Source organism: Acinetobacter sp. WCHAc010052, assembly GCF_002165295.2.
In the GTDB taxonomy this organism is placed as follows: domain Bacteria; phylum Pseudomonadota; class Gammaproteobacteria; order Pseudomonadales; family Moraxellaceae; genus Acinetobacter; species Acinetobacter chinensis.
The window spans coordinates 2,588,539-2,604,931 of record NZ_CP032143.1 but is presented as its reverse complement, the minus strand read 5'-3'; the positions used below and the strand labels follow the sequence as shown (position 1 = coordinate 2,604,931).

12 protein-coding genes and 8 tRNA genes are annotated in these 16,393 nt (G+C 43.2%); 15 read left to right on the top strand and 5 right to left on the bottom strand.

Features of this window, described 5'->3' with window-relative positions; all coding sequences use genetic code 11:
• The first annotated feature begins 30 nt into the window (after positions 1–30).
• From CDG61_RS12790 to CDG61_RS12740, 11 genes are all read left to right on the top strand, one after another.
• Positions 31–405 (top strand): YbaN family protein, encoded by a 375-nt coding sequence (locus CDG61_RS12790; RefSeq protein WP_087549441.1) that lies wholly within the window; start codon positions 31–33, stop codon positions 403–405.
• 9 nt (positions 406–414) lie between these two features.
• Entirely contained in the window at positions 415–918 is a 504-nt protein-coding gene (elsL, locus tag CDG61_RS12785) for a cell wall-recycling L,D-carboxypeptidase ElsL (RefSeq protein ID WP_087549440.1), read from the top strand.
• Positions 919–1,175: 257 nt separating this feature from the next.
• Positions 1,176–1,251, top strand: a tRNA-Val gene (locus tag CDG61_RS12780).
• Positions 1,252–1,274: 23 nt separating this feature from the next.
• Positions 1,275–1,351 (top strand) — tRNA-Asp (locus CDG61_RS12775).
• Positions 1,352–1,400: 49 nt separating this feature from the next.
• Positions 1,401–1,477 (top strand) — tRNA-Asp (locus CDG61_RS12770).
• Positions 1,478–1,498: 21 nt separating this feature from the next.
• Positions 1,499–1,574, top strand: a tRNA-Val gene (locus tag CDG61_RS12765).
• Positions 1,575–1,585: 11 nt separating this feature from the next.
• Positions 1,586–1,662, top strand: a tRNA-Asp gene (locus CDG61_RS12760).
• Between the two features lie 78 nt (positions 1,663–1,740).
• Positions 1,741–1,816: transfer RNA gene (locus CDG61_RS12755), tRNA-Val, on the top strand.
• Between the two features lie 11 nt (positions 1,817–1,827).
• Positions 1,828–1,904, top strand: a tRNA-Asp gene (locus tag CDG61_RS12750).
• Positions 1,905–2,003: 99 nt separating this feature from the next.
• A tRNA-Val gene (locus tag CDG61_RS12745) sits at positions 2,004–2,079 on the top strand.
• A gap of 73 nt (positions 2,080–2,152) precedes the next feature.
• The gene (locus CDG61_RS12740) at positions 2,153–2,614 is read left to right on the top strand and encodes a DUF2750 domain-containing protein (protein ID WP_087549439.1); all 462 of its coding nucleotides are present in this window, start codon (positions 2,153–2,155) and stop codon (positions 2,612–2,614) included.
• A gap of 5 nt (positions 2,615–2,619) precedes the next feature.
• On the opposite strand, the gene CDG61_RS12735 is transcribed toward CDG61_RS12740, so the two are convergent.
• The 4 genes from CDG61_RS12735 to yccS all read right to left on the bottom strand — a co-directional run bounded on the left by CDG61_RS12735 (position 2,620) and on the right by yccS (position 9,109).
• Positions 2,620–3,420, bottom strand: a complete 801-nt coding sequence (locus CDG61_RS12735; protein WP_087549438.1) for a YdcF family protein — start codon at positions 3,418–3,420, stop codon at positions 2,620–2,622.
• A 119-nt stretch (positions 3,421–3,539) separates the two neighbouring features.
• A complete protein-coding gene (locus CDG61_RS12730; protein ID WP_087549437.1) occupies positions 3,540–6,116 on the bottom strand; it encodes a PepSY domain-containing protein in 2,577 nt (858 codons plus the stop codon).
• A 173-nt stretch (positions 6,117–6,289) separates the two neighbouring features.
• Entirely contained in the window at positions 6,290–6,850 is a 561-nt protein-coding gene (locus CDG61_RS12725; RefSeq protein WP_087513344.1) for a YcxB family protein, read from the bottom strand.
• A gap of 84 nt (positions 6,851–6,934) precedes the next feature.
• Positions 6,935–9,109, bottom strand: coding sequence for a YccS family putative transporter (yccS, locus tag CDG61_RS12720; protein ID WP_087549436.1), 2,175 nt, complete (start codon positions 9,107–9,109; stop codon positions 6,935–6,937).
• A gap of 135 nt (positions 9,110–9,244) precedes the next feature.
• Here yccS and CDG61_RS12715 point away from each other — a divergent pair, with 135 nt between their 5' ends.
• Complete coding sequence (locus CDG61_RS12715; RefSeq protein WP_394357223.1) at positions 9,245–10,468, top strand: multidrug effflux MFS transporter; 1,224 nt, start codon at positions 9,245–9,247, stop codon at positions 10,466–10,468.
• 83 nt (positions 10,469–10,551) lie between these two features.
• On the opposite strand, the gene CDG61_RS12710 is transcribed toward CDG61_RS12715, so the two are convergent.
• The gene (locus CDG61_RS12710) at positions 10,552–11,259 is read right to left on the bottom strand and encodes a nitroreductase (RefSeq protein WP_087549435.1); all 708 of its coding nucleotides are present in this window, start codon (positions 11,257–11,259) and stop codon (positions 10,552–10,554) included.
• A gap of 385 nt (positions 11,260–11,644) precedes the next feature.
• Here CDG61_RS12710 and CDG61_RS12705 point away from each other — a divergent pair, with 385 nt between their 5' ends.
• The 3 genes from CDG61_RS12705 to CDG61_RS12695 all read left to right on the top strand — a co-directional run bounded on the left by CDG61_RS12705 (position 11,645) and on the right by CDG61_RS12695 (position 16,371).
• Positions 11,645–12,952, top strand: coding sequence for a DcaP family trimeric outer membrane transporter (locus CDG61_RS12705; RefSeq protein WP_087549434.1), 1,308 nt, complete (start codon positions 11,645–11,647; stop codon positions 12,950–12,952).
• 641 nt (positions 12,953–13,593) lie between these two features.
• A complete protein-coding gene (gene gltS / locus CDG61_RS12700) occupies positions 13,594–14,832 on the top strand; it encodes a sodium/glutamate symporter (RefSeq protein WP_087549433.1) in 1,239 nt (412 codons plus the stop codon).
• A gap of 63 nt (positions 14,833–14,895) precedes the next feature.
• On the top strand, positions 14,896–16,371 hold the full coding sequence (locus CDG61_RS12695; protein ID WP_087549649.1) for an alanine/glycine:cation symporter family protein: 1,476 nt from the start codon (positions 14,896–14,898) through the stop codon (positions 16,369–16,371).
• Positions 16,372–16,393 lie beyond the last annotated feature (22 nt).

Here is a 16,393-nt window from a genome sequence, read left to right as displayed (position 1 = left end):
ACTACAGTCTTCGCAGTTTGGAAAATTCATATGAAAACGTTGTTCTGGCGCAGCCTTGTGGTGATTTTTGTCATCCTGGGTTTTATCGGTGCAATTTTACCGGGAATGCCGACAACTGTATTTCTGATTCTTGCTGCGTGGGCAGCTTCCAAAGGCTGGCCTCAAATGGATGCCTGGCTGCTGAATCATCCTAAATATGGAGCAACCTTGCGTGCATGGCGGGAAAATGGAACTGTCCCACGCAAAGCCAAATGGATTGCGAGTGTGATGATGCTGATCAGTGCTGTCATCATGCTGTTTACAAGCGCGCCACTGGCAGTCAAAATTTTTACTGATCTGACCATGCTGGTCGTTGCAGTCTGGTTGTGGCTCCGACCTGAACCTCAGACCATTGAAAATCAGTAGGGGATATCTATGCAGTATTCAATTGATCAGGCCGATATTCTGATTGACCTGTCTGAACAGACACTGTTTTTACCTAAGCATCATAAGCTGTATATCATTTCCTCTGGAAAGAATGGCATTGGTGAAACAGAAAATTCAGGGAAAACACCCCGTGGCTGGCATAAAGTTGCAGTGAAATTTGGTGAAAGAGCACCTTTAAATACGGTTTTTATTGCACGTAAAGAAACAGGCGAAATCTATGATCAGGAACTGGCTGATCAGTTTCCAGAACGGGACTGGATTTTATCGCGTATTTTGTGGCTCAGTGGACTTGAAGAAGGATTTAATCAGGGCGAGGGTTGCGATACCTTCAACCGTTATATCTATATTCATGGCACTCCTGATACAGAACCGATGGGCATACCCGAGTCACATGGCTGTATCCGTATGCGCAACTTTGATGTCGTTGAATTATTTGAACTGATTCCAGAAAATGCGCTGGTCTTTATTTCTGAGCATAAAATAAATCCATAAACAGGATTCTGAACAGTCTGAATGGATGGTTCAGTGAAATAAATGTGTCACGCAGGTCATGAAAACAGTTCAGAGAGCCTCTGAAAAAGATATTTTTTACATTCACAGATAAAATAACATACAGAATTTGTTTGTTTTTATATCGAATAAACTATTTTTTAATCACTCAATCGTAAAAAGTGGAAAACAGTCATAAAAGCGTTTGACAGGCGGTACAGATTCTCTATAATGCACCTCACAAACGATGAAGACGTTAAGGGCGCTTAGCTCAGTTGGTAGAGCGTCTGCCTTACAAGCAGAATGTCGGCGGTTCGATCCCGTCAGCGCCCACCAAGCCTTTACGTTAAGATTTAAGTGCAGCGGTAGTTCAGTTGGTTAGAATATCGGCCTGTCACGCCGAGGGTCGCGGGTTCGAGTCCCGTCCGCTGCGCCACTTTAAATCTTAATAAGTTGTTTGTACCACAATAGAGACATTGTGTAATGCAGCGGTAGTTCAGTTGGTTAGAATATCGGCCTGTCACGCCGAGGGTCGCGGGTTCGAGTCCCGTCCGCTGCGCCATTTACATGATAGATCTTTTGAGGGCGCTTAGCTCAGTTGGTAGAGCGTCTGCCTTACAAGCAGAATGTCGGCGGTTCGATCCCGTCAGCGCCCACCATTTTTTGAAATGCAGCGGTAGTTCAGTTGGTTAGAATATCGGCCTGTCACGCCGAGGGTCGCGGGTTCGAGTCCCGTCCGCTGCGCCATTTCAAAGAATAATCCTCTGAAAGAGGGGTGGTGTTTCAGATACCATTTCAGACAAAGTTTACTTTGTTCCTCAGTGAGGGCGCTTAGCTCAGTTGGTAGAGCGTCTGCCTTACAAGCAGAATGTCGGCGGTTCGATCCCGTCAGCGCCCACCATATTTTGTGATGCAGCGGTAGTTCAGTTGGTTAGAATATCGGCCTGTCACGCCGAGGGTCGCGGGTTCGAGTCCCGTCCGCTGCGCCATACCAAATATAAAAACTTCAAAACTCTGTTCAGAAAATCAAATCTTAAAAATTATTTTTAACGATTTGAGCAAAGCCATGCTTTGTTATTCCATGTTCAGGGCGCTTAGCTCAGTTGGTAGAGCGTCTGCCTTACAAGCAGAATGTCGGCGGTTCGATCCCGTCAGCGCCCACCATATCCTCCTTGCTAAAACACTCTCAATTGCATAGAATCCCTTTTCTATAATAATTTTAAAATATTGCAGATTTATGAGAAATCCGTATCAACGAAAGGCTGCGACCAGATCTCAGGCCAACACTTTAAGTGCCCAGGAATTATATAAAAAATTTATTGAAGTCATTGTCGCCCAGGGGTATTTAACCGCTTTATTTAAAGAGGGGTGGGCATTATGTGCAACTCCAACGGGGCAGGCTGCATTTTCGGTATGGCAGAATAAAGGTCTGGCTAAATTACTGATCCGTGATAACTGGGAGAGTTATGAGATTCAGGAAATCGCCCTGAACAGTTTTCTGTTAAAAGTTATTCCTTATCTGCGTCAGGAAAACACGGTTCTGTCTCTGGATCTGACACCTGAAGGGCAGAATATTTTAGTTGCACCTGAACGGTTACTGCTGGATATTAAAAATTATCTTTATGAACTGTATGTGCAGAAACCTGAACTGTTCAAAGATGGCAGTTTACCTTTGCCACGCTCAATCCGTATTAACTGATTTCATCAGTATTCATTCAGAACCCATCCACTGATATAGGCAAAATATTCTCTGAGCCATGCGTTATAGCGATTATACAGGGGAGTAGGAGCAGCAATCATCACGGTGTTGCTGTATCCCTGTTTATGGGCAATTGCCCGTGCTCGCAAGGTGTGAAAGTCACTGGTGACTATTCCAATAGGGCTGTGCATTGAAATCTGTTGCTGTTGCAGAATGGATTGACTGTTTTTCAGGTTCAGCTCTGTACTGGTACTTTTATTTTCCTGAAAAATTCGTGTGGGACTGATCTGGTACTGTTGTATCAGATAATTCTGCATGACTTCAGCTTCTGTATATTTCTCTCCGAAATCCTGCCCGCCACTGGGAATTAAAATCGTCCGAGGCTGTTTCAGAGCAACTGCTGCAGCACTGTCCAGCCGTTTAGCCAGGGTTGGTGTCGGTTTTCCATTTTCAGTGCCACTCCCCAGTATGATAATGGCTTTCAAGGGGGGGATTTCACTGGCGTTCTCAATATTTAATGCAATATAACTGAAGAAGCACAGCACACTGAATATCCACAGATAAAACAGTATCCATAAGGATTTAACTGTTGATCGGAGCTTTTTATTGCTGTTCAGCTGTTTCTGAATAATCGAATAAAACACAGCATATCCAATCAGAAAAATACCGATGAATAAAGGTAACAGGGTGCCTAGATGGACTTTTTTCAGCATCAGCATATATGTCCCATTTGCAAACAGGAGAAGACCTGTGAGCAGGCAACTTATCTGTCTGAATCGTGAATGCTGTGAATGGAAAAACTTCATCCTGTACCTTAATCATTTGATCAATCTGCTTTGGCATTGATGATATGCTGAATATGGATAATAAAAAACCAGGTCTAAGCCTGGTTTTTTATCTGGATTTTGTTGTTCAGTGATTGGTGTTAATACACATCCCGACGGTATCGTCCGTCATTACGGAGCTGATCGACCAGTGTCGCACCCAGAATATCAATCAGTGCCTGATCAACATCACTTGCCATACCGTTGATACTGCCACAGACATAGATAACAGCATCCTGATCAATCCACTGTTTCAGTTCAGCAGCCTGTTCACGCAGTTTATGGTGCACATAGATTTTTTCATCCTGATCACGTGAAAATGCCAGATCCAGATGTTTCAGCATACCTGTAGTCTGCCATGCCTCAATAGTGCTCTGATAGAAAAAGTCATGTTCACGCTGACGTTCGCCAAAGATCAGCCAGTTATCGGTGTAATCCGCTCTGATACGGGCACTGAGCAGACTCATGAGTCCTGCAATGCCTGTTCCATTACCAATCAGGATAACCGGACGGTTATCGTGAATCAGGTGGAAAGATTCATTGGTGCGGATTCGCAGTGCAACAGGCTGGTTGACGGCTGCATGCTGGGTTAACCAGCCTGAACCTAAACCGGTGTTTCCTTTTGAGTCGGACTGCTGACGAACCACGAGACGTAAAATCTGCTGAGCAGGAATGCTTGCAATGGAATATTCACGTGATGGCAAGGCAGGTAATTGCTCCAGCAGGTGTTCCATATTGGCAAAAGGTTCAATCTCTACTGTCAGATCTTTGTCCCAGAGTGCCTGTTCGATGCTGATATTCAGTGGCTCAACCATCTGACCCGATGAAATCTGATAGCGCAACATGAACTGCTGAATACGTTCTGTACTGTTACCAGGTTGAATTTCAGCAATATCACCAGCCTGCCAGCTGACTTCGTGTTGTGGCGTCAGTTCGATGTTGAATGCAGGAGCACCCAGGCTGTCAGGATTCAACAATGTACGCTGTTTTAAAATCCATGGATCAAACGTTTTACTGATCTGCATGGATTGAAGTTCCAATTTACTGACTTTGGCTAATGCCAGATTCCATTGTTGAATGGCTTCAGGGTCCCCATTGTCAACTTCAATAGCAGGAAAGAATGCAGATGCACCTTGCTGACTTAACCACTGGTCGATGCTGTGTCCAAAACTGCAGAAAGTGTCTGCATATTCTTTTGAACCCAGTGCGAGTACTGCATATTGAAGATGGCTTAAATCTACAGACTGGTTCATTACTTTTCGTACAAAACCCGATGCAAGATCAGGTGCTTCACCTGTGCCATAAGTACTGGCAATGATCAGCAGCTGCTGAGTATTCTTCAGATCATCAGTGGTCAGATGCTGGACAGATTTGACCGTTACAGGCTGGCGGGCTTCCTGAAGACTGGTTGCGGTACGCCATGCAAGCTGTTCAGAAACACCGGTCTGTGTGGCATACGCAATCAGCCATGCCTTGGCGTTTGGATCAACCATAACGGCAGCAGAGCTGTTTCTGGCAGCAAGAGTCAGTTTTTTCTGTTTGCGTCGTTTCAGATAAAGCATCCACCCCGTGACAAAGAACAAAGGCATGATCAGAGCGGCTACGGCTGCCAGGAACTGGTAGACAGGACCGAAGAAGCTGCCACGGTGTACAGGTAACATACTGCTCATGATTTTTTCATTCAGCTGTTTGTCTTCGTACAGTTCAATTTTCTGAACAGATGAGCTTTGATAGTTATAAGTTGCCTTGTTACGGGCACGTTCATGCTGTGGAACAGCATCGACGAAGCTGAGCTCAACATTGCCATCCGGTTTTTTGGGAATATTCAGGGTCAGTGTTGAGTATGGACGCTGAATCTGTGCATTAAATCCTGTCCAGGACTGGGTAAGAGCATAGCTGATCTGTTCTGGCTCCAGTCCTTTTTTGTCTTTTTCATGATTCTGTTGTTTGTGCTGATCCGTTTTTTTATTTTCCTTACCGCCTTTAGCTTGCATTTCAGCCTGAGGTTTCTCAACCCCAAGTACAGCAAACATACCGTTGCGCCACCAGTCGTAAGACCAGTAAAGACCAGTACATGCCAGTATCAGATAAAAAATAATGACCCAGGTGCCTGCAACAGCATGCAGATCCCATAGGAAGTTACGACCTTTAAGTTTAGGTTTGACTGCGAGCCATTGTTTTATGGAATGTTTTTTTGGCCAGCGAAGATATAAACCACTCAGAACAAAAAAGATCAGAATCAGGGTACATGCCCCTGTAATCTGTTTTCCTACAGGTCCTACAGTCAGATTGCGATGCAGCTGCTGTATAAACTGGAAAAAATCACGTCCCTTGATTTCCGGTAAAATTTCTGCTGAATAAGGGTTGATCATCATATTGTAGCCCTTACGTGCACCTTCTTTTTCAATGTTGATACTGGAAGATTCAGTTGGGCTGCTTGCAATGGTGATGCTGTTGATTTTCATCTCAGGCTGTGTGGTCTGAAAATGCTGATAAATCTGTGCAGGGCTCAGTTTGGCATGACTTTCTGCCTGAACAGTATAGCTCGCGGGGTTCATCCATTTCTGAATGGGTTGTTCATAAGAATAAATGGCACCGGTTACACCCATAATGGAAAGAATGAGACCAGCTGTAATGCCGAGAAACCAGTGAATCTGGAAGAATATTTTTTTCAGCATGATGACACAATATGACTGAGAATGAGGAATGCGGTGAATTATAAACGAAGAATCAGAAGATAATGTGGATTTTGTAGGTAATATGTATTCTCATTATCATTTTTATTAAGCAGGGCTGACCGGAAAACAAAAAACCTCCCGAAGGAGGCTTTTTAAAGAGTCTGCAAGCAGGTTTAAGCCTGTTTCGGTTCGCCTACAGTTTCTTTTAAATGTTTGCGGATCGTGGTGAATGGAAAGTTTTTGGAGTCCATACGTTTTGGCAGAATATATGCACCTTGCTGACCTTTCACTTTGAAATTGACCAGGATGAATTCAGGCGTGTTGTACCATTCGTAAATGTCTTTCCAGCCCACAGTCATTGTGCCTTGCTGCATACCAACCTGTTGCTGCATGGATAAACCGTGAGGTTGAACGCCTAAGCGGATGCCTTTAATTTCCTGAACAGGAACTTCTTTAATTTTGCGTTTGACGTACCATTCGATACCGAATTTACGAACCAGAAAATAAATAGCCACACAGACGAGGGCTACCCAACAGAAAACTGTCGAATAGTTTTTAATAAAAATCAGTCCGAGCAGAGCCAGGGCAACAACTGCGCCCATGATCATCCAGGCTTTATTTCCAATTTTGTAGTTGCTGCGGGACAGTACCAGCTGGGCATTGCGCTGTTCTTCTTCAGAAACTTCATAAGAAACAGGCTGTAAAGTATAGGCGTATTGGGTCTTGGTGGTCATAGTAAACTAACAAATTTATAACTTTAAAAAGTTTAGCATTAAATACAGCAATTCAGTGAGTATATTGTTCCAAAATTACCCAGATTACAATGAGGCAAATTCGGTCGCATCCAGATCGCGTTCATGACTCAGATTCTGCTTCAGCTGACTCAGTTGATTCAGTATGCCGAGCATCAGCGATAACTGTTGCAGAATAATCAGTGACTTCTGGTCTTCGGCATGGTTCTGGCTGAGCTGCTGGCGAATGGTCTGCAGCATGTTCTGCGCACTCAGATCAGGGACTTCATCATTCAGCAGTGCTCCTTTGATATCCTCAAAGGCTTGATCGAGTAATTGCAGAATTTCAGTGTCTTCAATTTTTTCACGATGTGCGCCTAATGCGGCTATATAACTGATCAGGGTGTGATTCAGGCACAGAAATTCAAAAGCATGGGTTTTCTGAACGGGATCAAAATCAGGTTCAGTCGCCAGTGTGGAAATCAGTGAGGCAACTTCGGCATCGGTGTTATGTGCAGCACGACGGACAATACGGTATTTCAGACCATTATTTCTGCCATTTTTATACTGTTCAATCACTTCAGCAAGATAGTCGCACTGAGCTGTCAGAGAGCGACGGATGGTTCGTGGCAATCTGCGGAATTTCCAGTCTGGAAAGATAAAGCTGACACCGAACCAGGCCAGTGCACAACCAATCAGTGTATCGAGCATACGCGGGAATGCCGCAGCAAAACCCAGTCCATCCAGATTAAAGTTGATTAATGCCAGAATGGTGATGAATGCTGTTGCCTGGGCATACTGTTTACTGCGTAATTCAAAAAACAGCACGCCACTTAAAATCAGAATCACCAGCTGACCTTCGATGGAAGGTACAAAATACAGAATGGCATAACCAATAATAATGCCGGACAGTGTTCCGGTAATCCGCAGTCTTAACCGGCGTTTTGTTGCATTGAAGTTTGGCTGGCTGACAAACAGGGCAGTCAGGAGAATCCAGTAACCATATTCAATACTGGTCAGCTGTACAAAAATATAGCCGATGAACAGCACAATGGATACCCGTATTGCATGTCGGAACAGTACGGATTCTGGACTCAGATTCTGTTTGATACGGATGACAATATCATCCCAGCCTTTTAAGTCATCGTCTTTGAGCTGGTGTTCAATATGTCGGGTTTTGTCTGCACTGATATTGCGTTCAGTTTCCAGGTTTCTGAGTTGGGCATCGACAGATTTCAGGTTCTGGTACAGTGAAAACAGGGCATTGACCCAAACCTGATCGTACTGAGGATCTTTTCTCAATCTTTCAAGTGAATATTTCAGGTTTTCAAAGGCGTGTTTAAAGCGATGATTATGCTGATAAATCTCTCGGTTTAAGATGCTCTCGCTCAAATCTTTACAGGCTTTCCCCTGGATGGACAGAATGCGCTGAAAGCGGAACAGAATATCGCTGTGCTCAAAGATTTTTGCCAGTTTCTGATAATCAATATGAGCAGAGTCTGCCCGTTCATGAATATCCTGAGCAACAAAATAATACTGAAGACTGCGACGGGTATCTTTCTGCCCACGGTCACCTTTCAGTCGGGTCAGCAGTGCAGTTTTCATTTCATTATAAATGCCGATCAACCGACCATTTTCCATGGACAGCTCAATCATGCTTTTTTGATAACTGTCCGGTGTCATATCAACATCAAACAGGTTGGATTTTGCAAACAGAAAATCGCCCAGTGAGGAATAACACTGTGACAGTTTGTCCTGTACCTGACGGACAGGAAACAGCAGAAAACTGATGGTGGAGATCAGTCCGTACCATGCTGCACCCGTAACCAGCAGGGTGGGCTGTACATACCATTGATCAAACAGATGTACCCCCAGCATGGAATAAACAGAAATGACCAGACAGCCATAGGCAATCGTGGCATAACGCCTGCCCAGAGACCCCAGCAGAATCCATCCAATACAGGAAACAATCAGACCAAAAGCAAAAAGAACAGGGTAAGGAAACAGAAACTGAATGGAAGCGGCTGTGACAAAAAAGCCGATATAGGTATAGATCAGGTTCATGATCCTGACCGAAAATCGGTCATCAATATCACTTAATCCAGCAGCTACCACGCCCAGAGTCAGTGGGATGGTTGCCAGCTGATATCCCATGAAATAAGGGACAAAAGCAGTTCCTGAGAAGGCAATGATCATGCGGATGTTATACATGAAAGTGGTATTGTAGGTCGCCTGTTTCAGTCTTTTTAGCCAGGGTTTCACCAGAGATCCTTCGTGTTAGGCTGTATGTAAATTATGCGCTTGTCTGTGAATATGTGAAACTTCACTTAGAGTATGCAGAAATAATACGCTGGACAATGTAATCTTGTCTGCACAAGAGCCATTTAAAAAAGAAATATGGATATAGCAGATCAACGCCCGAACAGACAATATTCCACATCATGGATCATGTTGCTGGCATTACTGACATCACTTGGACCATTGTCCATTGATATGTATCTGCCTGCATTGCCGCAGATGGCAACAGATTTCGGTGTCAGTACCCAGATGATGGCAAATACGCTGCCCGCATATTTCCTGGGGCTTGCACTGGGACAGCTGATCTATGGTCCGGTCAGTGACAGAATCGGGCGGAAGAAACCGCTCTATTTTGGGCTGATACTCTATATTACAGCCAGTCTGCTGTGCCTTATGGCAAGTCATGAATGGAGTCTGATTGCAGCCCGTATTCTTCAGGCTCTGGGAGGCTGTGTTGGTGTGGTGATTGCACGTGCTGCAATCCGTGACCGGCTGGATGTACAGGCATCTGCTCAGGCTTTTGCCAGTATGATGATTGTGATGGGGATAGCTCCTGTGATTGCACCGAGTCTGGGCGCACTGGTACTGAACTTTTTCAGCTGGCATGCCATTTTTGTATTTCTGATTGTAATGGGAGCAGTCTGTCTGTTCTGTGTCCACTTCTTTTTTAAAGAAACTCTGGTACCAGAACGTCGCCTGCATTTAAACCTGAATCAGGTACTGACGCTTTATGCTGCAATTTTAAAAGATCCTGGATTCAGATGGCCTATGCTTGCAGGCTGTTTCACCGGTGGGGCAATGTTCTGTTATATCAGCTCGTCTTCTGCTGTACTGATGGACGGTTATGGTATGAGTCAGCAGCACTTTGCAATTGCATTTGGTGTCAATGCTTTTGGTATCATGCTGCTTTCAACCCTCAATAAAAAATTAGCAGGGAAATTTGGCATATTGCAGCGTTTAAAAACAGGCGGTGCGATTCAGATGAGTGGCGCAGTGACTCTGATCATTGCAGGTGTATTGCCGGCAGCTCCTTTGTGGATTGTAATGGGTGGACTGTTTCTGGCTGTATCAGGAATTGGATTTACAGGACCTAATGCCATGGCACTGGCAATGTCAGAGCAGGGTGCAAGAGCAGGGACAGCGAGTGCCATTATGGGAAGTTTTCAGTTTGCCTGCGGATTAATGGGCGGTGTGATTCTGAATTTTCTGGTCTGGAGTGCGTTGTTCAATATGGGACTGCTGATGCTGCTGTTTATTTCAGCGGGACTGTACGCCATATATAGACTGAATTTAAGATATCAGCAGCAAGGAACCGTTTTATGAGTTCATCAGACTGTATCTGAAAGTAAAAATCCCCCTTTATCTGCAGGGGGATTTTTGATGAAGTTCTAAAACAGGCTCAGAATCTATTCATCCAGAAAAACAGCAAAGTCTTCAACAGGTACCCGCGGAGTGATAAAAGTATTTACAATATGGTCAGGATCTGCAAAGCCCAGTGCCACAGCACAGACGAGTTCTTCATCTTCAGGTGCTTGCAGTACATCCATAACAATCGGATGAAAATGGTTCCATGCAGCTTGTGGACAGGTATCCAGTCCGCGGGCTTTAGCCGCAGTCATGACATTCTGAATCATCATGGAAATGTCCATTTTTGAACCGATTCCCATTGCTTTATTAACCGTAAAAAACAGCGCGACAGGTGCATCAAACAGTTGATAATTTCGTAACTGTTGTGCAGCCATTTTTTCTTTTTCACCTTTCTGGATGTTCAGTAACCCATACAGTCCCCATCCATTTTCACGACGACGGTCGATATACGGAGAAATCCATGTTTCAGGATAATAGGAAAAAGTCTCTTTATATTCTGATGCCAGGGCAGGGTTATTAAATAATTCAATCTGAGCTGCACAGACTCTTTCGATCATTTCAGCCCTTTTTTGACCGGTGACAACATAGACTTTCCATGGCTGGGTATTTGTTCCCGATGGAGCACGGCTGGCAACGGTCAGAATGTCTTTAATGGTCTCAGAACTGACAGGGGTATTTAAAAAAGCGCGTACAGAATGACGGGATGAAATTGCGTTGTCGACAAGACGAACCTGATCCAGATTCATAAAAAATCCTTTAAAAATGAGTTTTTTAGCTGTTTGTAATATATACAATAGTCTAATAAATGTACTTTAAGAGAATTGTACAGAAAATATAAGTTACAGAATATATTAATATTTTTGTAATATTAATCTGAAAAATGGATTAATTATTTATTTTTGTTCGGTAAAACTGATTTTAATTATTAATGGAAGTTGTTAGATTTGACGGGTGTGTAGATCACATGATGTGTTTTTTTAGCAAATTTTAAAAACTTTTTCACTGTTCTGTTATGCATAAAGTGCGATGGTTTTTGTTGGTGGATTTTTTATTTAATCGTGAATTTTCATTTAATTTTAGAGCAAAAAGTCATCAAGCACGGATGCGAAGATTATAATTCTGGAGACAAAAATGGGTCACTTACTTAACGGTAAATTTATCGCGCAGGGTCTTGCGCTTGCTGTATCAGCTGTGATGGTAACTGGTGCTCATGCAGGTAAAACTGAGCAGGAGCAGATTCAGCAACTGCGTAAGGAAATTGAATCTCTGAAAAGTATGGTTCAACAGCAGAATCAGGTTCAGCAGCAGCAACAGGTTCAGATTGCTGAAGTTAAAGCACAGCCACAGGTTATAGCACCTTCAACTAAGCCTGCATCACCGTTTTCAATGAAATCTAAAGGCGGTGCAGAAGTTAACCTGTACGGTTTTGTACGTGGTGATGCAAACTACATCATTGAAGGTGCAGACGATGACTTCGGCTCTGTTCACAAAAGTACTGGTGCAACAAAAGATAAATTACGTGCAACAGCAAAAACGACCCGTTTAGGTCTTGATTTTAACACTCCAGTAGGCGATGACAAAGTTGGTGGTAAGGTTGAAGTGGATTTTGCGGGTAACGGTGCGAATGAAAATCTGCGTATCCGTCACGCTTATTTAACTTTAAACAACTGGTTATTCGGTCAGACAACGTCGAACTTCCTTGCAGGTCATGCACCTGAAATGATTGACTTCGCAACTAACATTGGTGGTGGTACTACGCGTATTCCTCAGGTTCGTTATGGACTTAATCTTGCGCCACAAACTCAGTTATTTATTGCTGCCGAAGAAGGTAACAGTAAGGCAGGCATGGCAACTCTTGCTGATGTCGAAGGAGCTGCAGCTGATTTGAAATATCGTTTACCTGTACTTACTGCTAAGCTTACTCAGGGCTTTGCAGATGGAAAAGGTACAGCAACTGCGCGCGTACTGGCTGAAAACTATAAGTCAGAAACTGCAAAGGATGACAAAACTGGTTGGGGTATTGCAGTTGGTGCAAATTACCAGCTGACAGATCCATTAAAAGTATTTGCTGATTTTACACATGTAAAAGGTAACAGCAATTATATGTATGGCAGTAACTCGGCTTATGTAGTTGATGCAAACAATAATATTAAACAGAATGAGTTTAATGCAGCTCAGGTTGGCGCAACTTATAAAGTGCTGCCTAACTTACGTACAACACTGGCTTATGGTGGTATGTTTGCTGATGATGACAATGGTTATGCAAAAGCAAATCAGTTAGGTAATGAAAAAGTTCAACAGGCATGGCTAAACGTGATTTATTCACCAGCTAAACCGATTGACTTAGGCGTTGAATATATCAATGGTAAGCGTGAAACATTTGCGGGTAAATCTTATAAGGATAACCGTGTAGGCTTGATGGCTAAATATAGCTTCTAATAAGCTGCCGCAGTTTTAAAGTTCAAAAAAAGGGGTGATCAGTCACTCCTTTTTTATATCTGGAAAACAGTGATGGACGTACAGGCTGTCACTTTTATGCAAATGCAGAGTATTTCGCAAAAGTATTAAGATTAAAAATGAATAAGTCAGATTTATAATAAAAAATGTAAAAAAATGAAGACAATTTGAAAAAAAACTGCATAATGTCGCCCTTTTACACCTTTTTTAACCCTCAGATTTATCCTGCTTAAGTCGAATCAAGACTGAAAAGGATCTTACTTGTAAGGAGCTTATAATGAGATTATCCCTCAGTTTTAAGCCTGTACAGCAAAGAACAGTGAATACCCATGCACTGAAACTGCTGTATCGCATCTTCCTCAATATGCGTAAAAGCGTTTACTTTTTTGTCAGTACTTAGCTGGAAAAATTAAATATTTTCAATTGATGACGGAATAATTGATCTGTTCACAGAAATTTAAAATGTGATCTGATTTACATTATTCTAATTGCAGAATGCACTGAATAACTTAGATTTGAATCTGTACATAAGTGATTAAAAGCAGTACAGGGACGATCATCTGAAATCATATTTGGTCAAACTGTGAAACAAAAAGTATTCATGATATACAAGGGACTTTCCCATGGAATTCACTTTTAACGCGTTTTATACGCTGATAGCAGCGGTTATTGTCCTTCTACTTGGACGTTTTCTTGTCAACAATATTGAATTTCTTAAAAAATACAATATTCCTGAACCTGTTGCCGGTGGTCTTGTTGCAGCAGTGATTTCATTGCTTGTCCATAATTTATGGGGATACAGCATTACCACCAGCAGTGAACTGCAAACCAGTTTCATGCTGATTTTCTTTGCATCCATTGGTCTGAGTGCCAATTTTGCAAAACTGCGTGAAGGTGGTATTGGTCTGGTTATTTTCCTGGTCTGTGTTGCGTCGTTTATTGTGGTACAGAACTTCGTGGGGATGAGCCTGGCAACCTTACTGGGCATTGATCCATTAATTGGTCTGATCGCAGGTTCGATTACTCTGACTGGTGGTCATGGTACTGCAGGTGCCTGGGGTGAAATTCTGGAAGTTGAGCATGGTATTCAGGGTGCACTCGCACTGGGGATGGCGAGCGCAACATTCGGTCTGATCATTGGTGGTCTGATCGGTGGTCCACTGGCACGACTTCTGATTAAAAAGTATTCTCTTGCGACTGCGCGTACAGATCAGCAGACTGATGACCATAATCTTCACACAGCTGAACAGGAAGGACAGGAATTTGTTCCTTTTGAATATCCGCATCAGGTTCGTCTGATTACAGCTGATAATGCGATTACGACTCTGGGTATGTTCGCAGCCTGTCTTGCTTTTGCTGAATTTATGACGGGCTTCAGTAAAGGAACCTGGTTTGAACTTCCTACATTTGTCTGGACACTTGGCGGTGGGGTTATTTTACGTAATGTCCTGGAAGGTGTATTTAAGGTCAGTATTTTTGACCGTGCAATTGATGTCTTTGGTAATGCGTCACTGTCACTTTACCTGGCAATGGCATTACTGTCGCTGAAATTATGGCAACTGGCTGACCTGGCAGGTCCACTGGTTGTAATTTTAGGGGCTCAGACCATTACAATGGCGCTGTATGCTGCATTTGTAACATTCAGAGTGATGGGTAAAAACTACGATGCTGCTGTACTTTCAGCGGGTCATTGTGGTTTCGGTATGGGGGCAACGCCAACAGCGGTTGCGAACATGCAGGCGATTACCAACATGTATGGACCATCGCACAAGGCATTTCTGATTGTGCCGCTGTGTGGTGCATTCTTTGTTGATTTAATCAACGCAACAGTGATTCAGATGATTCTGAAATTTGTTGCTTAAAACGAAAAGAAAAAGAAAAAAGCCGAATCAGGCTTTTTTCTTTTTTAATTGATGGGAATCAAAATGAATGAACAATTAAGTACAACATTGATGTCATGGGTCAAATTTTTCAATGACCCGCTTTGGGATTTTCTGGTAGTTTTTCTTGTAATTGTTGGTGTTTTTTATACCACCATCACTGGCGTTGTTCAGTTCAGACTGTTTCTGCACAGTATTAAGGTGATGAAATCCAGTCGTAAAGAGACAGATGATGATCATGGGATCACACCGTTTCAGGCCTTTGTGACCGGACTTGCCAGTCGGGTGGGAGTTGGGAATGTTGTAGGTGTTGCAATTGCGATTGCAATAGGTGGCCCCGGTGCTGTTTTCTGGATGTGGTTTACTGCATTTTTAGGGATGAGTTCTGCTTTTGTGGAGTCTTCACTGGCTCAGTTATTTAAAGTTAGAGATACACAGAATCAGCAGTTCCGAGGTGGTCCTGCTTATTATATTACCCAGGGACTGAAGCAGAAGTGGTTGGGTGTTGTATTTGCATCGGCACTTATTCTTGCGTATGGGTTTGTGTTCAATGCTGTGCAGGCAAACTCAATTATTGATGCAACTTCACATGCCTGGGGCTGGAACAAGGCAGATCCTGTGTTTGCAGTGGCAGGATACAGCTTTACACTTTCATGGGTAGGGCTGTTACTGGTTGTCATGACAGCACTGATCATTTTTGGTGGTATCAAACGTATTGCAAAAGTGGCAGAAAGTTTCGTACCTTTCATGGCATTTTTATACCTGGCTGTTGCTGTATATATTGCAGTGGTTAATTTAGCGTTACTGCCTGATATTTTTAAACTGATTTTCAGTAAAGCCTTTGAATTTGATGCCGCAGCAGGTGGTTTCTTTGGTGCTATGGTTTCCATGGCAATGATGCAGGGCATTAAGCGTGGTCTGTTTTCAAATGAAGCAGGTATGGGGTCAGCTCCCAATGCAGCCGCGGCATCTGATGTAAAGCACCCAGTAAACCAAGGTCTTGTGCAGATGCTTGGGGTTTTTGTGGATACCTTTGTTGTCTGCTCATGTACTGCAATTATTATTCTGGTGTCAGGGTTGTACCATGAAGCAGGTTTTGCGGGCGTAGCCTTGACACAGATGGCACTTGAAAGTCAGATTGGCAGCTGGGGAGATGACTTCCTGGCGGTGATTCTGTTTCTGTTCGCTTTTTCCTCGATTATTGGTAACTATGCATATGCCGAAAGCAATGTACAGTTTATTAATAACAACAGGAAAGTTATGCTGATATTCCGCTTGCTGGTATTGTTTATGGTGTATTTCGGCGCAATCACAAGTGTACCGCTGATCTGGTCCATGGCAGATCTGTCCATGGGGTTGATGGCGACTATTAACCTGTTTGCAATTCTGCTGTTGACACCATTTTTACGGATGCTGTTGAAGGACTATACAGCTCAGTTGAAAAAAGGAATTAAAGAACCGGAATTTAAACTGGATAATTATCCAGAGTTTAAATCTAAAGTGAAATCGGATATCTGGTAATATTTTAAAAACCTTCCTGCGG